Source organism: Mesorhizobium sp. CNPSo 4688 (assembly GCF_057784295.1).
Window position 1 is genome coordinate 52,857 of the sequence record NZ_JBWLUY010000006.1, and the last position, 22,337, is coordinate 75,193.

The window sequence follows — 22,337 nt, forward strand, 5'->3', positions numbered from 1 at the left end:
ACGGGGAATCATTAGCCATGACGGACGTTTCGGCAGATCTGGTCTTTCGCCGTGGCAAGGAAGTTGGAAAAGCCGTCTACCAGAACCGCCCGCTGTCGAAGGCCGGCCTTTCCGAGCGGCTGTTCGCGCTGCTGTTTTCCGGCCTCGTCTACCCGCAGATCTGGGAAGACCCTGAAGTCGACATGGAGGCCATGCGGCTTGGCCAGGGCCACCGCGTCGTCACCATCGCCTCCGGCGGCTGCAATATCCTCGCTTACCTCACACGCTCGCCTGAACGCGTCGATGCGGTCGATCTCAACGCCGCCCACATCGCCTTGAACCGGATGAAGCTGGAGGCGGTGCGGCATCTGCCTTCGCAGGGCGATCTGTTCCGCTTCTTTGGCGCCGCCGACACCAGCCACAATTCGGAAGCCTATGACCGCTTCATCGCGCCGCATCTCGATCCGGTCAGCCGCCATTACTGGGAGCGTCGCAACTGGCGCGGCCGCCGGCGCATCACCGTCTTCGATCGCAATTTCTACCAGACCGGCCTGCTCGGCCTGTTCATCGCCATGGGCCATCGCACCGCCAAATTCTTCGGCGTCGATCCCGCCAGGATCATGGCGTCGAAGAGCATTGCCGACCAGCGCCGCTTCTTCAACGAAGAGCTGGCGCCGGTCTTCGACAAGAAGCTGTTGCGCTGGGCGACGTCGCGCAAGGCCTCGCTGTTCGGTCTCGGCATTCCGCCGGCGCAGTACGATTCGCTGATCACCTCGGGCGACGGCTCGATGGCCAGCGTGCTGAAGGCCCGGCTGGAAAAGCTCGCTTGCGATTTTCCATTGAAGAACAATTACTTCGCCTGGCAGGCTTTCGCCCGCCGCTATCCCAATCCGGGCGAAGCGGCCCTTCCCGCCTATCTCGAAGAGGCCAACTACAAAGCGATCCGCAACAAGGTCGGTCGCGTCGGCATCCATCACGCCAATCTGATCGAATTCCTGGCCGGCAAGGATGCCGGAACCGTCGACCGCTTCATCCTGCTCGACGCGCAGGACTGGATGACCGACGACCAGCTCAACGCGCTGTGGTCGGAGATCACCCGCACCGCCTCGGTCGGCGCCCGCGTCATCTTCCGCACCGCCGCCGAACCCAGCCTGCTGCCCGGCCGCGTCTCGACTTCGCTGCTCGACCAGTGGACCTATGAGGATGAGGCCTCGCGCGACTATTCGGCCCGCGACCGCTCGGCGATCTATGGCGGCTTCCACCTCTATGTGAAGCGCACCGCATGAGCACGAGCGAGCTGCCGGCCAACCATGCCGAACTGATGGACGGCGTCTATCGCTGGCAGCGCCACATCTACGACCTGACCCGCAAATATTACCTGCTCGGCCGCGACCAGATGATATCGGGGCTGGATGTGCCGGCGAAAGGAACCGCGCTCGAACTTGGCTGCGGCACCGGCCGCAACATCGCCCTTGCCGCTCGCCGCTACCCCGATGCCCGTTTCTACGGCCTCGACATCTCGGCCGAGATGCTGGAGACCGCCAGCAAGGCGATTGGGCGCGAAGGCCTGTCCGGCCGCGTCGTGCTGGCGCGCGGCGATGCCACCGATTTCGACGCCAAGACACTGTTCGGCGTCGAGCGTTTCGACCGTATCTTCGTGTCCTATTCGCTGTCGATGATTCCTGGCTGGGAAAAGACGGTTTCAGCAGCGCTTGCAGCACTTGCGCCCGGCGGCTCATTGCATGTCGTCGATTTCGGCCAGCAGGAAGGCCTGCCGCGCTGGTTCCGGACCGTGTTGCGCGGTTGGCTCAAAAAGTTCCATGTCACCCCGCGTGAATCGTTGCGCGAAGTCCTGGAATCGGAATCTCGGCGAACCGGCGCACCCTTCCGTTTCCGCACGCTTTATCGCGGCTACGCCTGGCTCGCCGTGATCGCATCGCACAACCTTACCTCCCCCTCGATGGGGGAGGTCGCGCCGAAGGCGCGGGTGGGGGTGAAGCGCTAGGCACCCCACCCCGGCGCTGCGCGCCGACCCTCCCCATCAAGGGGAGGGTAAAGGGAGCTAATGCAGCGCCTTCACCAGCGCACCAACCATCACCTGCGGCCGGTAGGCGAGCTTGGCCGGGGTCAGCCCGAGCCGCACCACCACCAACTGCTCCGACGGGATGATGGCGACCGTCTGGCCGTCATGGCCCTCCATCCAGTAGGTGTCCTTGGGCAGGCCGGCGGCGACGCCGGCGCCAGGATTTTCTTCGTCGCCCGGCGCCTCGATCCACAACTGGCCCTTGCCATAGACTTTCGAGGCGGTCGCCGGTTCGCGCATCCAGTCAACGAAACCGGCCGGCAGGATCTGGTTGCCGTTCCACACCCCGCCCTGCAGCAGGAACTGGCCGAAGCGCGCCCAGTCATGGCCGGTGGCGTAGAGATAGGACGAGCCGACGAAGGTGCCCTCTTCGTCTGTTTCGAGCACCGCGCTTTGCATGCCGAGCGGCGCGAACAGCGCTGTCCGAGGCCAAGCCAGCGCCTTCGCCTTATCTCCGATCGCATCCTGCCACAGCCGTGACAGCATCACTGCTGTGCCGCTCGAATAGGAAAACACCTTGCCGACGTCGCCGGTCAGCGGCTTGGCTTCGGCAAAGCCTGCCATGTCGGGCTCGAGATAGAGCATGCGCGTTACATCGGCGACGTCGCCATAATCCTCGTTGAACTCCAGCCCGCTCGACATCGCCATCATGTCAGCGAGACTGATGGCGGCGCGGCCGTCCGCCTTCCAGGGGCCGAACAGGCCCCGATCGGTCACCGCCATCTTGCCGTCCTTGACCAGCGTGCCGACAAGCGCGGCATTGACCGTCTTGGTCATCGACCAGCCGAGCAGCGGCGTCTTCGCCGAAAAGCCGTCGCCATAGCGCTCGGCGACGATGCGGCCGTTCTTCACCACCACCACAGCCCGCATGCCGGTTCCGCTCATCCCTGCATCGTCGAGGATCTTGCCGATCTCGGGATTCTGCGAGGCATCGACCCGATCTCCCTCCGGCCACAGATCGCCCTTGGTGGTCGCCGACGCTTCGGCAGGGATTGTCGTGCGCCGTACCTTGCCGACATCGCCATCGGGAACCGAGGCGCAACCCAAGCCGTGGCGCGCGACGGCAACGCTCTTGCCGAGGAAGCCGAGCAGCCGGGCCGAGACGGTCCCCCTGTTCTTGTCGACTGACACTTTCATCAGCCTGAGCAGTGGATGGCCCGGTGCCTGCACGTCGACGGCAAGCACCTCGTTGGGCTCACGCCCGGCGATAAAAACATTCGAGCAGACGATCTTGGCTGAATAGCCCGAGCCAACGCGGATCAGTTCCGGCGGCGCGATGTAGAGCCAGGCAAACAAGGCGGCGACCGCCAGCACGACCAGGCCAAGCAGCCATTTGATGATCTTCACGACGACCCGCATCTTTTAGTCCCCGCTTTTCCGCTGCCCGGTGGCTTGCGGCTCGATCTATGTCATCGATTTGCCGCCATTGCTTCCGCAAAATCGGTGTTCTTGTTGAGCGCCGTCAACCTGTTATCAACCATGATCGGCGATCACTGGAGAATCGGGCGATGCTGTGGGGCGATCGTCTGGTCTGGTGGGGCCACCCGCAACAACAAAACCCAACAGCGACCGGCTGATTCCGGCTCGGGAAATGCGATGCGCCGTTTCGCGGCCCTCATCACGTTGACGCTGCTGGCCGCCTGCTCGACCGCCGGCGATCTCGTGCCGTCGATGTCGCCTTCGAGCAGCCCGACGGTTGCGGTGCGCGCACCGCGCTTCGAAGACTCCAAGCCGCATGAATGGGACAGCGGCGCGCCCTGGAATTACGCCGTGCACGGCACCGATGTCTCAAAGTACCAGACGTCGGTCGACTGGCCGACAGCCAAGGCCAACGGCATCTCCTTCGCCTTCATCAAGGCGACCGAGGGCGGCGATCGTTTCGACGAGTATTTCAACGAGCATTGGACCCGCACCAAAGCCAATGGCATTCCGCGCGCGGCCTACCATTTTTTCTATTTCTGCACGCCGGCCGCCACCCAGGCGCGCTGGTTCATCGAGAACGTGCCCGTCGACCGTTCGGCCATGCCGCCGGTGCTCGACATGGAATGGAACCCGAAATCGCCGACCTGCCGGCTGCGCCCGGATCCGGCGACGGTGCGCGCGGAGATGACCACCTTTCTCGAAATCGTCGAACGGCACTACGGCAAGAAGCCGATCATCTACACCTCGGTCGACTTCTTCGACGACAATGAGCTCGCGAATTTCCGCGGCTATCCCTACTGGCTGCGCTCGGTTGCCGGCCATCCCCGCCAGAAATACGGCAGCCACCCCTTCACCTTCTGGCAATACACCGGAACCGGCATCGTTCCCGGCATGACCGGCAAATCCGATATCAACGTTTTCAACGGCAGCGAAGCCGCCTGGAAAAAGTGGCTGCGGCAGAACACGCATTGACACCGGCGCTGCCGCCTGCTTTTCGACGGTCCATGCGAACCGATTTGCAACCACAGGGACATCAGGGCCGGAAACAGTCGAAGAACCGACTGCGCTCCGGGCTGCTCGCGGCCCTGCTGCTCAGCGCCGCGGCCATGCCGGCGGCGGCGCAGGAATGCGGCGGCGACTTCGAAGCCTGGAAACAAGGCGTGGCGGCGGAAGCCAAGGCAGCCGGTGTCGGCGCTGTCGGCCTCAGCGCCCTGGAAGCCGCTTCCATAGACGACAAGGTGCTGGCGCGCGATCGCGCCCAGGGCGTCTTCGCCCAGACCTTCATCCAGTTCTCCAACCGCATGATCTCGGCCTACCGGCTGAAGCAGGGCGCGGCCAATCTGAAGAAGTACGCCGACGTCTTTGCCCGCGCCGACCAGCAGTTCGGCGTCCAGGCGCCGATCATCGCCGCCTTCTGGGGGCTGGAGACCGATTTCGGCGCCGTGCAGGGCGATTTCCACACGCTGAGCGCCTTAGTGACGCTGTCGCATGACTGCCGCCGCCCGCAGCTGTTTAGGCCGCAGCTGGTGCCGCTGTTGATGCTGATCGATCGCGGCGTCGTGCCGGCCGACGTCACCGGCGCCTGGGCCGGCGAGGTTGGCCAGACGCAGATCCTGCCCTCCGACTATCTGGCGCGCGGCGTCGACGGCGACGGCGATGGCATCGTCGACCTCAGGCGCAGCGTGCCCGACGTGATCATGACCACGGCCAACAAGGTGCTGTCGCGCGGCTGGAAACGCGACCAACCCTGGATCGAGGAAGTGCGTGTGCCCGAGGATATGCCGTGGGAGCAGACCGGCCGCACCAACAAGCTGCCGCTGTCGCAATGGGCCGCCTGGGGCGTTACCAATCCCGACGGCACGCCGCTGATCGACAACGGCCTCAAGGCCGGCCTGGCGCTGCCGATGGGCCGCAAGGGCCCGGCCTTCCTCGCCTATGACAATTTCGACGTCTATCTCGAATGGAACCAGTCCTTCACCTACGCGCTGACTGCCGCCAACCTCGCGGCACGGCTGGCAGGGGCAAAGCAATTCGACCCGCGCAATCCTGAAACCGGGCTCAATGGCGACCAGATGAAGGAATTGCAGACCAAGCTCGAAGCGCGTGGCTACGATGTCGGCACGGTCGACGGCATTCTGGGCACCAACACCCGTGAGGCTATCCGCAAGGAACAGATGCGGCTTGGGCTACCGGTCGACGGCTGGCCGACGCCGGAGCTTTTGGGGAAATTGTGAAGTGAGTAGGCAGTAGAATCTCCCCAAGCTGCATTCCCTATTCCCTACTCCTTGCCCGAACGAAATCGATAAATGCCCGCAAAGCCGGCGGGACGTGTCTTGAACTTGGGTGATACAGGAAGAAGCCTGGGAAGCTGGGCGACCAGAGCTCAAGAAATCTCACCAGCCTGCCAGCCGCGATCGACGGCTGGACCTGATAGTCGATCATGTAGGCGACACCTGCTCCACCCAGCGCCGCATTCAGCATCAGCTCGGTGTCGTTGACCGTCAGGCTGCCCTGGACCGCGATTTCAAGAACCCGTTTGCCGCGCGAAAACTCCCACCGGTAGATGTTGCCGCCGCCCGGCCACTGAAAATTGATGCATTGGTGCTGGTGCAGATCCTGGGGATGACGGGGAATTGCGCGGCCTTCAAGGTATGCCGGGGCAGCCACCGCCGCCATTTGCAGATCCTCGCTGAGCTTGACTGCCACCATGTCCTTCTGCAGCCGCTCGCCGAGACGGATTCCGGCGTCGAACCGGCCCTCGACAATATCGGTCAGCATGTCGTCGACGATCACCGTCAGCGCGATCTCGGGATAGGCGCGCTGAAAGTCGCCCAGGATAGGCGCGATGAAACGCATCGCCGCGACGCGCGACACATTGATGCGCAGCGAACCCGCCGGCCGGTCTCGTCCGGCCTGAACGTCGGCAACTGCACCGTCCAGTTCGACGAATGCGGCGGCCAGCCGGGCAAACAGCGTATCGCCCGCAGCGGTCGGTGAAACACTGCGGGTCGTCCGGTTAAGCAGCCTGACCCCGATACGAGCCTCCAACTGCCGGATCGACTGGCTGAGCGCAGGCGGCGATACACGCAGCCGGGCGGCGGCGCGGACGAAGCTACGCTCTTCCACGATTGCCGCGAATGCCTTGAGCTCGGTGAATTCGGAGCCGCGCATTATGTATCCTTGGATTAACAAGCCAATCAGATAATAGGCCATTATCTGATCAGTTGCATGACCCTATTTCTCGACTATCGGCGCCGACAGATGAAACCGGCGCGGGCCTGAATGATTGAAGGAAACGTATCATGTCCAAGTCCTTGCAAGGCAAAACCGCACTCGTCACCGGCAGTTCGCGCGGCATCGGGCGAGCCATCGCCGAAGGGCTCGCGGCCAAGGGCGCTGCCGTCATCGTCAACTATGTCGGCAACCACGAAGCCGCTCACGAGGTCGTGGCCGCCATCGCCGGCAAGGGAGGAAAAGCGGTCGCCATCCAAGCCGACATGTCCAGCGTTTCGGATATCCGCCGTCTGTTTGACGAGACCGAGAGTGAGTTCGGCGCGATCGATATCGTGGTTGCCAATGTCGGCGTCGCCGTAATCAAACTTCTGACCGAGGCAACCGAAGCCGATTTCGACCATGTCTTCGGCACCAATGCCAAGGGCACCTTCTTCGTACTTCAGGAAGCAGCGCGTCGCGTGCGAGACGGCGGCCGCATCATCGCAATCTCCACCGGCGGCACCAAGATGTTCTTCACGCAGACGGCGCTCTATCTCGGAAGCAAGGGCGCCGTCGAACAGTTCGTACGCGTGCTCTCGCGTGAACTCGGGCCGCGCGGCATCACTGTGAATGCGGTGTCGCCGGGCTTCACCGATACGGACCTGCTTCCCGAGCGCGATCGCGCCGTGGCGGCCGGTATGTCGCCATTCGGCAGGATCGGTGCGCCACGCGACGTTGCCGATATCGCGGTCTTCCTGGCCAGCGACGAGGCCCGCTGGCTGACCGGCGAGAATATCCAGGCCGGTGGCGGGGTGGCCTAATCCGCCATCGTCTCCAGGCTGGCAAACCCTTGCGGCGCGTCGCCTTCGTCGAAGGGTGTCGTCACCTCGACGAAGGTGTCGGGATAAAAGCCGTTGAAGCGGGTTCGCAGCGATAGCGAGTAGGCGCCGATATGGCCGATCTCGATCCAGTCGCCGGTGTCGACGGTTTCCGGCAGCCAGAATGGCCTGGACAGAATGTCGACGGAATCGCAGGTCGCGCCGCAGACCTTGAACGGCACGATGTTCTTTTCCTCGCCATTGCGCGAGCGGATCGCCGGGTCGGGGATGAATCGCGCCGGCAGCGTGATCTTTCCGGTCCATGAATCCGACAGCGACGCCCAGATGCCGTCATTGATGTAGAGTCGCTTGCCCTTGCGCAACAGCACGCGCACGATCAGTGACAGGCAGCGCGCCACGATCACCCGGCCGGGCTCGGCCACCAGCGGCATCTGGTCGAACTGATATTCCCTGAGGTCGCCCGACAGCCGCGACATGATCTGACCGAGCGACGGCATCTCGATCTGCTTGCGGTTGGGGTCATGGCCATATTCGGCGGGAAAACCGCCGCCGACATCGAGGCCGGCAACGTCGAAGGTCAGCCGGTTGCGCACCCAGTCGGCCGAGGCCAGCGCCCGCTCATAGGTGTCGGGATCCTCGATCTGGCTGCCGACATGGAAGCAAAGCCCAACCTTGTAGCCGGTGCGGTTGAGCCGCTCGGCAAGCTCCACCGCATAGGCCGGCCCGGCGCCGAATTTCTTCGACAGTTCATAAGCCGCCGAGCCCTTGGTCTGGATGCGCACGAAGACGCTGATGGCGCCCGGATCGATGTCGAGCGCCCGCACCACACGCGTCAGCTTGGTGATCTCGTCCTCATGGTCGAGCGAAATGACGCGGATGGCGTATTTCTCCAGCGCCAACTTGATGTCCGACTGCGCCTTGACCGGATGCATGTAGAGCATCTCGGCATCGGGTGAGACCGCGCGCACGGCAGCGAACTCGCCGGGCGAGGCGACGTCGAAGGCGGTGACGCCGGCTTCGACCAGCGCGTTCAGCACGATCTGCTCGCCATTGGTCTTGACCGCATAGGCGGTCTTGCCGGGAAACATGCCCATGAATTGTTTGGCGTCCGCCTTCAGCACCTGCGGGCGAAAGCAGTAGACCGGGTCGTCAGGACGAAGCGCCAGCGCCGCCTCGCGGGCATTCTCGAATCGCTGCATGGACGAATCCCCTGACTTCTCGGCTGCGCACAATTAATCCAAGCTAGCGGCTAAAGAAAACAATTCTGTGTCTGGCGGGCACTGACGCTTCGACTAGCGTCGGATCGAGCGTTTGCCAACGATCAGGTTTCGGGTGGCCCTTGTCGCCGAACCCGATATGCCTTCTGCCTGAGCGGCTGGCATTCATGCCGTCTTGGGGAGGACCTGTCACGATGGCAATTGCCACGACATCCGTGCAGCGCGGACCGATGACGCTCAGGGACTGGGGCCAGCTTCTGTTGCTCGGCGCGATCTGGGGCGGTTCATTCTTCTTTGCCCGCATCGCCGTTGCCGAGATGCACCCGCTGGTGCTGGTGCTGTTTCGCGTCGCCATCGCGGCGATCGCCATTCGCGGCCCGTCCTTCCGCCTCGCCTCTCCGCATGCCGGCCTGTTTTTCCTCCTGGCGCTCGCCAACAATGTCGTGCCGTTCTCGCTGATCTTCGCCGGCCAGACCGCGCTTGGCGCCGGCGTCGCCTCGGTGCTCAATGCAACGACGCCGTTCTGGACGCTGATCCTCGCCAATGCGTTAACATCGGACGAAAAGCTGTCGTGGAACAAGCTTGCCGGCATCGGGCTCGGCATCGCCGGCACCGCGGTCATGATCGGCCCCGGCCTGCTGGCCGGGCTCGGCGGCCCGGTCTGGGCGAAGTTCGCGCTGATCGGCGCCTCGCTGTCCTACGCTGTCGCGCTGATGATCGCCCGCCGCTTCAAGGGCGTGCCCTCGCCCGTCATCGCCACCGGACAATTGACGGCGTCGACCATCATCATGATCCCGGTGGTGCTGTTCACCTACGGCCCGGCCGGCCTGTTCTCGGCCTCGCCGCCGGTCTGGGCGGCGGTGTTGGCGCTGGCACTGCTCTCCACCGCCTTCGCCTACATTCTCTATTTCAATCTCGTCGCCTCTGCCGGCGCCACCAACGCTTCGCTGGTCACGCTCATCGTCCCGGCCAGCGCCATTCTGCTGGGCCTGCTATTCCTCGGCGAGCGGCTCGCTCTGTTCGAGTTCTGCGGCATGGCCTTGATTGCCTTCGGCCTGGTGACGATCGACGGACGGCTGTTCGGTCGGCGCTAAAACTGGGATGGTAGCGCTGCCATGCCACGCTTCTGCCACAGACCCGTCACAATTTATTCACAGCCCGCCAGCGGGCATTTGCCGAAGAGTTTCAATGCCTAACGCCAAATGGCAGGTCGCAAATTCCACAATCGCGTCGCATTGCAGCATATTTTCCGCTTGCCTGTGGCACAAATGACCCTAGACTCCACCCATAGCTCTTTCATAGAGGAGGCTATGACATGGGACTTACGAGGCCAATCAACGCATTGATGATCTGTGCTGCATTTGCCTTCATTGGCGCCCTTATCATAGGCGTTCTTCCGTAACCGCCAGAGCGGAAGAAGATAGCAGCAACTAGCCCACAAATTCGAAAGGCCGGGTTTTTCGCCCGGCCTTTTGCATTTCAGATTTCATACCACGAACCTCAGGCTGCCGCCGATCCGGCTGCCTCTGTTTCGTGGGAGCGGATGCCGATCATGTGGCAGATCGCGAACACCAGGTCGGCCCGGTTCATGGTGTAGAAGTGGAAATCGCTGACGCCGCGCTCGACAAGGTCGAGCACCTGCTCTGCGGCCACGGCCGATGCCACCAAAGCATGCGTCTGCGGGTCGTTTTGTAGTCCCTCGAAGCGCTCGGCCAGCCATGCCGGCACCAGCGCACCGCAGCGTGCCGAGAAATTGGCGACCTGAGTGAAATTGTGCACCGGCAGGATGCCGGGCACGATCGGGATGTAGATGCCGGCGCGGCGCGCCTTCTCGACGTAACGCTCGTAGAGATCGTTGTCGAAGAAGAACTGGGTGATCGCCCGGGTCGCGCCATTGTCGGCCTTGCGCTTGAGCATGTCGAAGTCGGTGGCGAAGTCAGGGCTTTCCGGATGCTTTTCCGGATAGGCCGAGACCGAAATGTCGAAATCGCCGGCGCTCTTCAGCGCGCCGACCAGTTCGGCGCCATTGGCATAGCCATCGGGATGCGGCCGGTAGGCCGTGCCGACGCCCGCCGCCGGATCGCCGCGCAAGGCGACGAAGCGTTTTACGCCCATCTCGGCGAATTCGCGAACCACGGCGTCGACCTCATGGCGCGCGGCGTCAACGCAGGTCATGTGCGCCGCCGGCGTCAGCGTCGTCTCGTTGAGGATGCGCTTGACCGTGCGGGCCGTGCGCTCGCGCGTCGAGCCGCCGGCGCCATAGGTCACCGAAACGAATTTCGGCTTCAGCGGCTCCAGCCGCGTGACGGTGTCCCACAGCCGCGCCTCCATCTCATCGGTCTTCGGCGGGAAGAACTCGAAGGAGACGCGGACCTTGTCGCCAATATCGGGACGGCGGGAAAATCGGAACTGGTTCATCAGGCGGTTTCCCCAATTTGGTATGCTTTGGCCGGCAGTGTGTCGTTTGAGGGTTCGGCGATCAGCAAGCGGCGGTCGCGGCCGAGCCACAGCTTGACGGTGAGCCTGGCTTCGTTGCCGCCGCGCGGCTCGAATTCCTGGCTGTCTTCAAGGTCGAGCCCGGCCTCGGCGAACCATTCAGAGATCTGCCGGTCGGAAAAGCCCAGCCTGACATGCGCATGCTGGTCGCGCAGAAATTCCAGCGCATGCGGCGCGAAGTCGACGATCACCAGCCGGCCCGAAGGCCGCAGCAGCCTCGCCGCCTCGCGGATGGCACGGGCGGGGTCATCGAGATAGTGCAGCACCTGATGGATGGTGACGAGGTCGAAGGCATCGCGCTCGACCGGCGGCGCAAAGATGTCGCCCTGGCGAACCTGCGCATTGGCAATGCCGGCCTTGTCGAGATTGGCGCGCGCCACCGTCAGCATCTCGCGCGACATGTCGATGCCGACGCCGCGTCGGTAGAGCGGCGAAAAGATTTCGAGCAGCCGCCCGGTGCCGGTGCCGAGGTCGAGCATCGACTGGAACGGCCGCTTGCCGACCAGCTTGAGCAGTGCTGCTTCCACGGCGCGGTCCGGCACATGCAGCGAGCGGATGTGATCCCAGCTGGCAGCGTTTTCAGAGAAGTATTCGGCGGCGCGGTCCTGCCGCTTGCGCTTGACGGCAGCCAGCCGCTCGAGATCGCGCTCGACCTGCGGGTCGGCGCCGCGAATGCCGGAGACCAGCCCCATGACGAAGTCGCGGGCAGAATCGGTATCCGACAACCGGAAGAACGCCCAGGAGCCCTCCTGGTAGCGGCCGATGAGCCCTGCTTCCATCAGCAGCTTCAGATGGCGCGACACGCGCGGCTGCGACTGGCTGAGGATCTCGGTGAGATCGGACACGGTAAGGTCGCCACGCGACAACAGCGCCAGGATGCGCAGACGGCTGGATTCGGCCGCCGCCTTCAACGTATCCACCATCGTATCGAGCGAGACATGCATTGGCGTATTCTCGTTGAAAAGATATAAACATATGTTTATGTCAGCTTTGACGACATGGCAAGGCCTATGTCGCTTCCTGACAAGAAAATGCCGCACGGGTGATCCCCGCGCCCGAGAAACGCTTTTCCGTCACGATCGACTGGAAACTTGTGCTAGAGGCGAAAGCCATGTTCGAGACGCGCGACGGCGAAAAGCTCCTGCAGTCAGACCCGGCCGACATGCCGCCCGATGGCCACGTCGTGTTCATCGGCCGCGTCGCCTCGCCATGGACATCCAGGGAAAGCTGCCCGAAGAACATGCGAGCGGCCCGCGAGACCGGACAGGCGGCGACGGTTTTCATCGACCCACCCTATCGCGAGGGCCTGCTTGCGCTGGAGCGCGCCAGCCACATCGTCATCCTATCCTGGCTGCATCACGCACTGCGGCGACTGATTGTCCAGAAACCCCGCCATGCGGCTGAACCGAAAGGCGTTTTCTCGCTACGCTCCCCTGCCCGGCCGAACCCGATCGGACTGCACGTCGCCGGGCTGATCGCGGTCGACATGTCCACTGGCCGCATCGATATCGACGCCATCGATGTGCTCGACGGCACGCCCGTCATCGACATCAAACCCTATTTCGCCTCGACCGACGCCTTCGCCGAGGCGACCATTGCCGGGCGCGAGGAGACATGAGCGCGCCCACCGGCCGCCGCCGCGCCATCGCCAAGGCGCTGACCGCGCTGCTGCCGCTGGCGCCCTATGCCGACATGGAGAAAATCCGTGCCGACGCCGGGGCTGTGCACATGAAGACGCTGCCGCCGGGCATTGCCGTATGGCTGGCAACGATCGCCCATATCAGGCACGGCCATACCGACTATGAGAAACTGCTGGCCGAGGGCTACGACCGCGACTCGGCGCGGTTCTTCGTCATCGAGCAGACCAACATGGTGCTGACCCGCTGGCGCGCCACACGCCTGCTCGACGCCGACGATGAAGAGGAGTGACTGTTTTTGTGCATGTCGTTCTCTCAAAACCGGGACCACTTTTGAGCGACATGCATTAGGCTACTGCCGGCTCAGCACGGCAACGGCGTTGTAGGGCTGGCCGTCGGCCTGGCCAACCCAGGTCCAGGAGAGGTTTCCCTTGAAGAACCGGACCGTGATGCCGCCACCATCCATGCACTTGTCCTGGCCGTAGGTGATGTTTTCCCTGTATTCCGCCGAACTCTCGTCCCGGGAAATCTGGGTCAGGGATCCTCCACAGCCGAGCGAAGGATAATCGATCGACGCAGCGCCATCGCCGATGGTCATGGCGATCGCCCAGTCGGCGCCGGCAGCTCCGGCCGGGCTTTGGTGACCGCTGCCGGTCCAGATGCCGTTGAGCCCCGTCGCGTCGACCACGCAAGGCACATTCTGGAAGATCGGCGTCAGTTCGCTGCCCGTCTTCTCGCAGCGATAGGTCTGGCCGTTCTGGCACAGCTCCTCTCCCTCGCGAGCGCACTGAGCAGACGCGTTTCCCGTTGTGGCGAAAATGACTGTCGCAAAAATGATGGCGCCGAGCCGCTTGCCCATGGTCCCCTCCCGGCAAGATGTCCGCAGGCAGCATAAGGCAAGTCTAATGAGGCAGCCAGCATGCATCGACAGGCCGAGGCTTTGTCCAAGCCGAATTGAGGGGAATCCTTGCATGACATCGTCACCTGTCCGGCTGACCGGCACACCGCTGAGCGCGCGCGACATCGCCGCCATTGCCCGCCGCAACGCGCGGGTCGAAATCTCGCCGGAGGTCGACGCCTTGGTCCGCGCCAGCCGCGCGGTGATCGAGCGCCATGCGGCTGAAAATCGTCCGGTCTACGGGCTGACCACCGCACTGGGTGCCGCCGTCGATACGCCGCTCAGCGACGCGGATCTGGTCGCCTATCAAAGGCGGGTTTCGCTGGGTCATTCCGTCGGCTTCGGACCGGCTTTGCCGCAGGAGGCCGTGCGCGCCATGATGGCGGTGCGGATCGCCGGTATGGCCGCCGGCGGCACCGGTATTTCGCCTGCCGTCTTCGAAGGGCTGGTTACGGCGCTCAACGCCGGCGTGCATCCCGTCGTGCCGTCGCTTGGCTCGCTGGGTGCAGCCGATCTGGCGCCACTCGCGCATCTGACGCTGGGCCTGCTTGGTCAGGGTGAGGCCGACTATGGCGGTGAGACCATACCGGCGGCCGAGGCGCTCAGGCGCGCCGGGCTAAAACCGCTCGACATCCGCGCCAAGGATGGCCATGCCATCATCGTCGCCAACAGCCTGTCGGTCGCACAAGCCTGTCTGGCGCTCGAAGACATACAGCGCGCATTTTCCTGGTCGCTGAAAGCGGTCGCCCTGAACTTCGAGGCGTTCCGCGCCAATCTCGGCGCGCTCGACGACGCGGCCATGGCGGCACGGCCCGCCTTTGGCCAGCGGGCGATGGCGGCGCAACTGCGCGACCTCTTGGCAGGCAGCGCGCTGTTTGCGCAAGGTGCTGCCCGGCGCATCCAGGACCCGCTCAGCTATCGCTGCGTTCCGCAGGTCTGGGGCGCGCTGACCCACGCGATCGACGAAGCCCGCACGGCCACCGAAATCGAGCTCGCCAGTTCCGGCGACAATCCGGTCGTGCTGACCAGCGAGGACAGGATCGTGTCGCAAGGCAATTTCGACATGACCGCCTTCGCCCTCGCCTGGGAGCGGCTCGGCCAGGCTATGGCGCACGCCGCGGCAGGTATTGCCAACCGGACGATCAAGCTGATGTCCCCCACCGTGTCGGAACTGCCGCGTTTCCTGGCGGCGCAGGGCCAGAACCGCATCGGCTTTGCCATTTTGCAAAAACCCGTTGCCGCCATGGAAGCCGAAATCCGCTTCCTGGCCAACCCGGTCTCGCTGACCCCGATCGCGGTGTCCGACTGGATCGAGGACCAGTCCTCGATGGCGCCGGCGGTGATTGCCAAGACGAGCCAGATCGTCGAACGCTTGCGCTACCTCATCGCCATGGAGCTGATCGCTTCGGCCTACGCCGTGGAGATCCGCGGCGTGACGGACGGACTGGGCCGTGGCGCGGATGAGGCCTACAAGGCGGTGCGCGAGCGCGTTCCCCCGCTTGAGGAGGACCGGGAACTGGGAAGCGATGTCGCTGGCATCGCCGCAATGATCGCCGGCAGCGACAGCGCTGGACAAAAGGAGGCCAGATGAGCAGCACCACCGACCCGCAACCCAAAGGACTGCCTTCCGTTTCAGCCCGCCATATCGATCCGCATTCCTATCCCGACGGCATCGCCTTCCTCGACGGCCAGTATCTGCCGATGTCGCAGGCAAAAATCTCGGTGCTGGACTGGGGCTTTCTGCATTCCGACGCCACCTACGACACCGTGCATGTCTGGGACGGCAGCTTCTTCCGCCTCGACCTGCATCTCGACCGCTTCTTCGCCAGCTTGCAGAAATTGCGCATGACGGTCCCGTTCGACCGCGATGGCGTCAGCGAGATCCTGCACAATTGCGTGGCGCTCTCGGGCCACCGCGCCGCCTACGTCGAGATGCTGTGCACGCGCGGCGCTTCGCCGACCTTCAGCCGCGATCCGCGCCAGGCGATCAACCGCTTCATGGCATTTGCCGTGCCGTTCGGTTCGGTCGCCAATGCCGAGCAGTTGCGGCGCGGACTGCATGTCGCCATCAGCGACAAGGTGCGCATTCCGCCGGCCTCGATCGACCCGGCGATCAAGAACTACCACTGGCTGGATCTGGTGCGCGGACTCTACGACGCCTATGACTGCGGCGCCGAGACGGCGCTCATTCTCGACTTCAACGGCAATGTCGCCGAAGGCCCCGGCTTCAACGTGTTCTGCGTCAAGGATGGCAGCCTGACGACGCCGGCCATTGGCGTGCTGCCCGGCATCACCAGGCGCACTGTCTTCGATCTCTGCACCGAAGCCGGCCTTGCCGCCACCCCGGCCGATGTCAGCGTTGCCGCGCTGAAGGGAGCCGACGAAGTCTTCATCACCTCCACCGCCGGCGGCATCATGCCGGTGACGGTGATCGACGGCACGCCTGTCGCTGACGGCAAGATAGGCGCAATCACCAGCCGGCTGATGGCGCTCTACTGGCAAAAGCATGACGACCCGGCCTGGTCGAGCCCGGTGCGCTACCCCTGACCAGCCGAGCGCCTTGCTCAGCCGGACCGTCGGGGCAAAAAGATTCGTCTCGCCTCTGGAAAATCGCGCGATGCGCCGTATATGGCAGAAACGGAGAAGCCTCCGTTTCCATCCCCAATTCACGGCCCGCATGGGCAAGGATTCCACATCATGACAAGCAAGGTTTGGTTCATCACCGGATCGTCGAAAGGTTTTGGCCGCGTCTGGGCCGAGGCAGCGCTCGCTCGTGGCGACCGTGTCGCCGCAACCGCCCGCGATGCCGGCACGCTCGCCGATCTCGTCGCAAAATACGGCGACAACATCGCCGCGATAAAGCTCGACGTCACCGACAAGAAAGCCGTCGATGCGGCAATAGCCGAGGCGCACAAGCGCTTTGGCCGGCTCGACGTCGTCATCAACAATGCCGGCTATGGCCATTTCGGCGCCATCGAGGAAGTCAGCGAGCAGGAAGCCCGCGACCAGATCGAGACCAACGTCTTCGGCGCGCTCTGGGTCACCCAGGCGGCGCTGCCGATCATGCGGGCGCAGCGTTCCGGCCACATCATCCAGATCTCGTCGATCGGCGGCGTCAACGCCTTTGCCTCGCTCGGCCTCTACCACGCCTCGAAATGGGCGCTGGAAGCGTTCAGCCAGTCGCTCAGCCTGGAAGTAGCCGAGTTCGGCATCCATGTGACGCTGGTCGAGCCGGGCGGATTCTCGACCGACTGGTCCGGCGCCTCTGCCAAGACCTCGAAGGCCATCGAGGCCTATGCACCCGCCCGCGCCGCGATGGCCGAGCGTCGCAGCCGCGCCGTTGCCGGCGATCCCGATGCCACCGGACCGGCAATGCTCGAAATCGTCGATGCCGCCGAGCCGCCGCTGCGCGTGTTCTTCGGCGATGGCGGCCTGCCGATGATCAAGCAGGAGTACGCCAACCGCATCGCGCTTTGGGAAAAGTGGGACCACGTTTCCATCGAGGCGCAGGGCGCGAAGAAGAACCGCAAGGCGGCCTGAACATTTCTGTTAAATCCGGCTGCGCCGTCCCGGCGGCGCAGCCGGCTCTCGTCTCGCAGCGCTACGGTCGATAAATCCACTGCTCCGGCACGCGCACCGAGATCTCTTCGCCGACCGTGATGCTGCCCGGTTTCTCGACCCAGGCAACCAGGCCGCGCAACCGCTTCGCCGCCTTCGGAAAGGCCAGCGCGCCGGCTTCGTGATCGGCCATCCCCGCATTTTCGGCAACCGAACGCCCGGCGATCCGGCAAGGCCCATTCTGCGCATCGACCTTGATCGTCACGCCGTTCTTGAAGAACAGCAGGGTGCCGGAAGGCAGCATCGACAGATGCGGCACGCCTTCGATCACCAGGTTGGCGCCTATCCATTCCGGCTTGATCTCGGCTAGTCCCATCCGCTTAGCGACGACGGCGAGCTCGTCCGCCGCGACAATCGATATTTGCCTCTCGTTGCGCATTTCGGTGCCGCGCGGATACCAGGGTTCGCGCCCGCCGGAGCGGCGCGTGGCGCCGGCGTGGAAGTCGCCTGATATGCCGTCGAAGCCGAGCTGCAATGCTTCCACCTGGCGCGTCTGGAAGTGATCGGATGGCGCGACGTAGAGTGCCGCCACTTTGGCGGCCAGCTTCCTGGCCGGGATGATTTCGACCGGCTTCTCAGCTTCGGGGAAAAGGTCCAGCGTGGTGTCCTGTCTCTGAATCATGCCCTTGGGTTTTGCCTCCCGAGCGGCAAGGCCGCAAGAGCGGTTTCGGCCAAAGCCCGCAGCTCTTCGACCGAAGCGCCGTCTCGCGCCTGGATCGACATGCCATTCATGGTCCCGGCCAGAAATTTGGCGAAGCCCTCGACGGACATTCCTTCCGGCACGTCACCTTTTGTCTTGCCCTCCGCCAGCCGTCCAGCGATCGCCGCTTCGCTCGCCTTGCGATATGTCTTGAGTTCATCGGCAATGGCTTGCGCCTGCCGCGAAGTCGCCAGCGCACCGCTGACGAACAGGCAGCCACCGGGCTTGCCGGGCCTGGAATAGGCCTCCGCTGCCCCGAGCAGCAACCGCCGGATGGCCTCCCCCGTCGACACCGGTGCGCTCAGCGCCTCCAGCGCAAAGCCGATCTCTGTCTGGTGGTAGCGCTCGAGCGCCTTGCGGAACAAAGTCTCCTTGTCGGTGAAGGCATTGTAGATCTGCGGCGGCGTCAGCCCCATCGCCTCGCGCAGCATGGTGAGCGACGTCGCCTCGTAGCCATGCTCCCAGAACAGATGCATTGCCGCATCCAGTGCCCGGTCGGGGTCGAAGGCACGCGGCCGGCCGCCACGCGGCTTTTCCAAATTATCCATAGCGATCGTTACGAAACCTGTTGACTCGCTCTCCCTCCATAACGTAGCAATCGATACGAAACATGGCAAGCAGCAACTGCAGTCCATGCGATCTCCAGGAGAGGATAGAAAAATGCCCATCACCGTGACCGCACCGCAAGGCGTACTGACCCCGGCCGGAGAGCGCGAAATCCTGCCACGTCTCAGCGCCGCCCTGATCGAAGCCTCCGGCGCCACCGGCAATGCGTTCTTTACCGCCATCGTCGGCGGCACGGTCCACATCCTGCCGCCGCACCACATCTATGCCGGCGGTGCCAATCGGCCCGTCGTCATGGTCGAGTTGAAATTGCCCAACATCGGCCTCGGCTCGCTTGAAGCCCGCAGCGCCTTCATCACCACTGCCGCCAGCATTGTCGCCGATCTCTGCGTGCCCGGTCACAGGCCCGAAAACACCTGGGTCAACATCGTCAACGCGCCCGACGGCGGCTGGGGCATCGGTGACAGGCAATACACCGGCGACGCGCTCATCGCGGCCGCAACCGCGGCTGCGCAGTGATGCGGCAAGCGCACCGAGCAGGACCCAACTAGATGCGGCTCTCCCCTTCGCTGTTCTTCACCACCAATTGCGAGCCAGCGCTGGCCTTCTACGAAGAGAGCGGCCTCGGTCGGGCAACCATCCTGCTGCGCTGGGGCGACAACGGCATGCCCGTGCGAACCGAAGCCATGCGGGGAAAGGTGCTGCATGCGCGCTTCGAAGGTCCGGGCGTGCTGTTTCATGCCTCGGACAATGACGATGCGGAGCCGATGAAGGGCTCCGCGATGATGCTGGAGTTCGACGATCCGGCCAAAATGCGGGAGCTTTTCGACCGCATGGCCGCAGGCGGCCGGATCACTGTACCGCTGGCAGGGCAAATTTGGGGAACCAGCTTCGGCATGCTGGTCGACGCCTTTGGCGTGCAGTGGATGTTTTCCGGCCCATGAGCGCGGATCACGATCTTCTTACCTGAAAGCAGCACCGGTCCCGTATTGCGCCGCATTGCCGCCGTGCTGCGCCGGCTTCATGGTGAGACAGTCGGTGGAGGTCTCCCATGCGTCCCGGTACGGCAATCGCATTGCTCTGGCTGATCTGGGTCGTGTCCTGGTTCGTAGCCGCCTTTTGGTCCGACCCCGCGCAAAAGCGCGCCGGCATCCAGGCGGAGTTTCGCTATCGCGCTTTGTGGATGATCGGCGCGGTGCTGTTGTTCATTCCCGCGCATGGCTATGCCGGCCGGCTGCGGTTCTGGTTTCCGACCCTTGCCGAAGCGTGGATCTGCGTCGGGCTCATTGCCGTTGGCCTGTTATTCGCATGGTGGGCGCGGCTGCATCTCGGCCGCCTCTGGTCGGCTTCGGTGACGGCCAAGGCCCAACACCGTGTCGTCGACACCGGCCCCTACCGGCTGGTCCGCCACCCGATCTATACCGGGCTGCTGCTGGCCATCCTGGCCACCATGGCGGCCAAAGGCACGGTCTGGGGCATCGCCGGCGCGGTTTTTCTCACCGTCGGCATCGTCGTGAAGGCAAGGCTCGAGGAGCGCTTTTTGCGCGGCGAACTCGGCAGCGCCTATGACGACTATGCCCGCCGCGTGCCGATGTTGGTGCCGTTCACGCCAGCCTGACTACAGCATTCTGAGCAGCGCGCCGCCGATCGAATAGCCGGCGCCGAAGGCGCACAGCACGCCGAAATCGCCGGGCTTCATGTCGGCATGGTTTTCCGAAAGCGCAATGATGGCGCCGGCGCCGGCGGTGTTGCCGAGCCGCTCCAGCACCATCGGCGCGCGGTCATGGTCGACCTCGTGGCCGAAGGCCAGCTTCAGGATCATGGCGTTCATTCGCGCATTGGCCTGATGCAGCCAGAAGCGGCGGACGGCCTGCGGCGTCAGCCCGTGTTCGGCGAGGAACTCGACGATGAATTTGTGGCCGGCGACGGTGACTTCCTTGAACACCTTGTTGCCGACCTGTTTGATCAGATTGCCCTCGAGGCTGATCATGTAGGGATCGTCCTGCGCGGTGCGGGTGTGGTAGCCCAGATTGGTGCGGATGTTGTTCGACATCTGCGTCCAGGTGCGGGTGTCCAGCACCTCGAAGCGCCCCGGCCGTTTCTCGCCCTTGGCCAGCCCCTCGACCACCATCGCCACGGACGCGTCGCCGAAGATAAAATGCGTCTGCCGGTCGCGGAAATTGAGATGGCCGGTGATGATCTCCGGGGTAACCACCAGCACGCGTTTGTGCGCGCCCGTCCGCACCAGATTGACCGCGATGTGCAAGGCGGCCGCGGCGGACGAACAGCCAAGGCCCATGTCGAAGCCGGCGCCCTTGGTGCCCAGTGCCTCCTGCATTTCGATGGCGATCGCCGGATAGGGCCGCTGCTGGTGCGAGGCCGAGCAGATCACCAGGTCGACATCGGACGGATTCAGGCCGGCATGGTCGAGCGCTTTTTTGGCCGAGGCGACGCCGAACTCGGCCTGCAGCGACAGCGCATCGTCGGGCCGCGCCGGAATGCGCGGCGCCATCCGGGTCGGATCGAGAATGCCTTCCCGCTCGATCACATGGCGGGTCTGGACGCCCGAGGCGTGGACGATGAAGGCGCTGTCGGATTTCTGCAGCAGCGTCTCATCCGTGCCTTGACGACGCGCATTCTCCGTGTCGACCCAGGCATTGAAGCTGGCGACCAGTTCTTCATTGGTGATCTTGGCTTCAGGGATTTCAACGCCGATGCCGCTGATGATGACGCGATGCATATCCAGTCCGTTCATGCGCAGGCGTTGTCGTCCTCATGTGGGCGACGAAGAGGCGCGACGCAACACTTTTCTCACCCGGCCGGTTTACGCCGGCTTAAGCCGAGGACATTGGTCGGCATTCTCCAGAGTGCTAGCCGGCCCGCTTGGCGACGATGAAGATGCGCGGAAAGCGCAGCAGCACCTTGCCGTTTGCGGTCTTCGGATAGGCCTTGGCAATCTTGGCCGTGTAGCTGTCGAGGAACATCTCGCGCTCGCCGGCGTCCAGCGGATCGAGGAAAGGCTTCAGCCCCGTCGACTTCACCCATTCGACGATCGCTTCGGCGTCGGCCAGCGGATGGTTATAGGCCGTATGCCAGATATCCACCCGGTCGGAGAGTGGCGACAGCAGGTCATAGTAGAACGACACCGGTGGCAACGGCCCGCGCGCGGCACCCGCCATCTTGGCGGCGAACGGCATTTCGGCCGCGGTCTCGCGCATCAGCTGATGCGAGGGCTCAAGCAGATTGTCGGGCATCTGGACAGCGAGCGCGCCGCCGGGCGCGAGAAAGCCCATCAGCCGCTGAAACACAGCCGGATGCGCGGGCAGCCACTGGAACACCGCATTGGCAAAGATGACGTTGACCGGCTCGGGCGGCTGCCATGTCGACGCATCGGCGAGATCGAAATTGACGCTGGGCAGGCGTGCCCTCGCCTTCTCGATCATGTCGGGAGAGGAGTCGAAACCGCTGACCTCGGCATCCGGCCAGCGCTCGACCAATAGTTCGGTCGAGTTGCCCGGCCCGCAGCCTATGTCGACGACCCGGCGCGGGAAATCGACCGGTACCTGCGCCACGAGATCGCGCGCGGGCCGCGTGCGCTCATCCTCGAATTTCAGATATTGGGCGGCGGACCAATCAGCCATTTCAGCTCCTCATATCGTCTTGAGAATTCG

24 protein-coding genes are annotated in these 22,337 nt (G+C 64.0%); 14 read left to right on the plus strand and 10 right to left on the minus strand.

All coding sequences use genetic code 11. The annotated features are described in order from the left end of the window. Positions 1 to 17: 17 nt before the first annotated feature. Both AC04SH_RS12480 and AC04SH_RS12485 read left to right on the plus strand, forming a co-directional pair. Complete coding sequence (locus AC04SH_RS12480; protein WP_488575230.1) at positions 18 to 1,265, plus strand: BtaA family protein; 1,248 nt, start codon at positions 18 to 20, stop codon at positions 1,263 to 1,265. Continuing rightward, the gene (locus tag AC04SH_RS12485) at positions 1,262 to 1,984 is read left to right on the plus strand and encodes a class I SAM-dependent methyltransferase (RefSeq protein WP_488575231.1); all 723 of its coding nucleotides are present in this window, start codon (positions 1,262 to 1,264) and stop codon (positions 1,982 to 1,984) included. The genes AC04SH_RS12480 and AC04SH_RS12485 overlap by 4 nt, the downstream gene beginning before the upstream one ends. 57 nt (positions 1,985 to 2,041) lie before the next feature. On the opposite strand, the gene AC04SH_RS12490 is transcribed toward AC04SH_RS12485, so the two are convergent. Further along, a complete protein-coding gene (locus AC04SH_RS12490) occupies positions 2,042 to 3,421 on the minus strand; it encodes a serine hydrolase domain-containing protein (RefSeq protein WP_488575232.1) in 1,380 nt (459 codons plus the stop codon). A 237-nt stretch (positions 3,422 to 3,658) separates the two neighbouring features. Here AC04SH_RS12490 and AC04SH_RS12495 point away from each other — a divergent pair, with 237 nt between their 5' ends. Together AC04SH_RS12495 and AC04SH_RS12500 are read left to right on the plus strand one after the other, a co-directional pair. Continuing rightward, on the plus strand, positions 3,659 to 4,456 hold the full coding sequence (locus AC04SH_RS12495) for a glycoside hydrolase family 25 protein (RefSeq protein WP_488575233.1): 798 nt from the start codon (positions 3,659 to 3,661) through the stop codon (positions 4,454 to 4,456). A gap of 32 nt (positions 4,457 to 4,488) precedes the next feature. Then, a complete protein-coding gene (locus tag AC04SH_RS12500) occupies positions 4,489 to 5,718 on the plus strand; it encodes a lytic murein transglycosylase (protein WP_488575234.1) in 1,230 nt (409 codons plus the stop codon). A gap of 37 nt (positions 5,719 to 5,755) precedes the next feature. Here the strand turns inward: AC04SH_RS12500 and AC04SH_RS12505 are convergent, their stop codons facing one another. Next, on the minus strand, positions 5,756 to 6,697 hold the full coding sequence (locus tag AC04SH_RS12505) for a LysR family transcriptional regulator (protein ID WP_488575235.1): 942 nt from the start codon (positions 6,695 to 6,697) through the stop codon (positions 5,756 to 5,758). An 89-nt stretch (positions 6,698 to 6,786) separates the two neighbouring features. On the opposite strand from AC04SH_RS12505, the gene AC04SH_RS12510 reads away from it, so the two are divergent. Beyond that, positions 6,787 to 7,518, plus strand: coding sequence for an SDR family oxidoreductase (locus AC04SH_RS12510; RefSeq protein WP_477231545.1), 732 nt, complete (start codon positions 6,787 to 6,789; stop codon positions 7,516 to 7,518). Here the strand turns inward: AC04SH_RS12510 and AC04SH_RS12515 are convergent. Next, entirely contained in the window at positions 7,515 to 8,735 is a 1,221-nt protein-coding gene (locus AC04SH_RS12515; protein ID WP_488575236.1) for an alanine racemase, read from the minus strand. The two genes, AC04SH_RS12510 and AC04SH_RS12515, sit on opposite strands and share 4 nt — an antisense overlap. A gap of 212 nt (positions 8,736 to 8,947) precedes the next feature. Between AC04SH_RS12515 and AC04SH_RS12520 the strand changes: the two genes are divergently transcribed. Beyond that, positions 8,948 to 9,847 (plus strand): DMT family transporter, encoded by a 900-nt coding sequence (locus AC04SH_RS12520; RefSeq protein ID WP_488575237.1) that lies wholly within the window; start codon positions 8,948 to 8,950, stop codon positions 9,845 to 9,847. Between the two features lie 406 nt (positions 9,848 to 10,253). Here AC04SH_RS12520 and metF read toward each other — a convergent pair whose 3' ends face one another. Together metF and AC04SH_RS12530 are read right to left on the minus strand one after the other, a co-directional pair. Further along, positions 10,254 to 11,171 carry a methylenetetrahydrofolate reductase [NAD(P)H] gene (gene metF / locus AC04SH_RS12525; RefSeq protein WP_488575238.1) on the minus strand — a complete coding sequence of 306 codons (918 nt, stop codon included), beginning with the start codon at positions 11,169 to 11,171 and terminating at the stop codon, positions 10,254 to 10,256. Then, positions 11,171 to 12,193, minus strand: a complete 1,023-nt coding sequence (locus tag AC04SH_RS12530) for an ArsR/SmtB family transcription factor (protein ID WP_477231549.1) — start codon at positions 12,191 to 12,193, stop codon at positions 11,171 to 11,173. The genes metF and AC04SH_RS12530 overlap by 1 nt, the downstream gene beginning before the upstream one ends. 167 nt (positions 12,194 to 12,360) lie before the next feature. Here AC04SH_RS12530 and tsaA point away from each other — a divergent pair, with 167 nt between their 5' ends. Next, on the plus strand, positions 12,361 to 12,867 hold the full coding sequence (tsaA, locus tag AC04SH_RS12535; RefSeq protein WP_488575239.1) for a tRNA (N6-threonylcarbamoyladenosine(37)-N6)-methyltransferase TrmO: 507 nt from the start codon (positions 12,361 to 12,363) through the stop codon (positions 12,865 to 12,867). Next, positions 12,864 to 13,178: a DUF2293 domain-containing protein gene (locus tag AC04SH_RS12540; RefSeq protein WP_477231550.1), complete on the plus strand. Its 315-nt coding sequence runs from the start codon at positions 12,864 to 12,866 to the stop codon at positions 13,176 to 13,178. Before tsaA ends, AC04SH_RS12540 begins: the two co-directional genes overlap by 4 nt. Positions 13,179 to 13,238: 60 nt before the next feature. Here the strand turns inward: AC04SH_RS12540 and AC04SH_RS12545 are convergent, their stop codons facing one another. After that, positions 13,239 to 13,745, minus strand: a complete 507-nt coding sequence (locus AC04SH_RS12545) for a hypothetical protein (protein ID WP_488575240.1) — start codon at positions 13,743 to 13,745, stop codon at positions 13,239 to 13,241. Between the two features lie 112 nt (positions 13,746 to 13,857). On the opposite strand from AC04SH_RS12545, the gene AC04SH_RS12550 reads away from it, so the two are divergent. The 3 genes from AC04SH_RS12550 (at position 13,858) to AC04SH_RS12560 (ending at position 17,324) form a co-directional block, all read left to right on the plus strand. Continuing rightward, the gene (locus AC04SH_RS12550; RefSeq protein ID WP_488575241.1) at positions 13,858 to 15,375 is read left to right on the plus strand and encodes an HAL/PAL/TAL family ammonia-lyase; all 1,518 of its coding nucleotides are present in this window, start codon (positions 13,858 to 13,860) and stop codon (positions 15,373 to 15,375) included. Next, the gene (locus AC04SH_RS12555) at positions 15,372 to 16,331 is read left to right on the plus strand and encodes a D-amino acid aminotransferase (RefSeq protein ID WP_488575242.1); all 960 of its coding nucleotides are present in this window, start codon (positions 15,372 to 15,374) and stop codon (positions 16,329 to 16,331) included. Before AC04SH_RS12550 ends, AC04SH_RS12555 begins: the two co-directional genes overlap by 4 nt. Before the next feature lie 150 nt (positions 16,332 to 16,481). Continuing rightward, on the plus strand, positions 16,482 to 17,324 hold the full coding sequence (locus tag AC04SH_RS12560; RefSeq protein WP_488575243.1) for an SDR family oxidoreductase: 843 nt from the start codon (positions 16,482 to 16,484) through the stop codon (positions 17,322 to 17,324). 61 nt (positions 17,325 to 17,385) lie between these two features. On the opposite strand, the gene AC04SH_RS12565 is transcribed toward AC04SH_RS12560, so the two are convergent. Both AC04SH_RS12565 and AC04SH_RS12570 read right to left on the minus strand, forming a co-directional pair. After that, positions 17,386 to 18,024, minus strand: a complete 639-nt coding sequence (locus tag AC04SH_RS12565) for an MOSC domain-containing protein (protein WP_488575244.1) — start codon at positions 18,022 to 18,024, stop codon at positions 17,386 to 17,388. Continuing rightward, positions 18,021 to 18,650, minus strand: coding sequence for a TetR/AcrR family transcriptional regulator (locus AC04SH_RS12570; protein WP_488575245.1), 630 nt, complete (start codon positions 18,648 to 18,650; stop codon positions 18,021 to 18,023). The genes AC04SH_RS12565 and AC04SH_RS12570 overlap by 4 nt, the downstream gene beginning before the upstream one ends. Positions 18,651 to 18,762: 112 nt before the next feature. Between AC04SH_RS12570 and AC04SH_RS12575 the strand changes: the two genes are divergently transcribed. From AC04SH_RS12575 to AC04SH_RS12585, 3 genes are all read left to right on the plus strand, one after another. Beyond that, on the plus strand, positions 18,763 to 19,185 hold the full coding sequence (locus AC04SH_RS12575; protein ID WP_477231557.1) for a hypothetical protein: 423 nt from the start codon (positions 18,763 to 18,765) through the stop codon (positions 19,183 to 19,185). Positions 19,186 to 19,217: 32 nt separating this feature from the next. Beyond that, positions 19,218 to 19,610 carry a VOC family protein gene (locus AC04SH_RS12580; protein WP_488575246.1) on the plus strand — a complete coding sequence of 131 codons (393 nt, stop codon included), beginning with the start codon at positions 19,218 to 19,220 and terminating at the stop codon, positions 19,608 to 19,610. 107 nt (positions 19,611 to 19,717) lie between these two features. After that, positions 19,718 to 20,284 (plus strand): methyltransferase family protein, encoded by a 567-nt coding sequence (locus AC04SH_RS12585; RefSeq protein ID WP_488575247.1) that lies wholly within the window; start codon positions 19,718 to 19,720, stop codon positions 20,282 to 20,284. Here the strand turns inward: AC04SH_RS12585 and AC04SH_RS12590 are convergent, their stop codons facing one another. Then, positions 20,285 to 21,406 carry a beta-ketoacyl-ACP synthase III gene (locus AC04SH_RS12590; RefSeq protein WP_488575468.1) on the minus strand — a complete coding sequence of 374 codons (1,122 nt, stop codon included), beginning with the start codon at positions 21,404 to 21,406 and terminating at the stop codon, positions 20,285 to 20,287. A 130-nt stretch (positions 21,407 to 21,536) separates the two neighbouring features. After that, positions 21,537 to 22,307 (minus strand): trans-aconitate 2-methyltransferase, encoded by a 771-nt coding sequence (tam, locus tag AC04SH_RS12595; RefSeq protein WP_488575248.1) that lies wholly within the window; start codon positions 22,305 to 22,307, stop codon positions 21,537 to 21,539. Between the last annotated feature and the right edge of the window lie 30 nt (positions 22,308 to 22,337).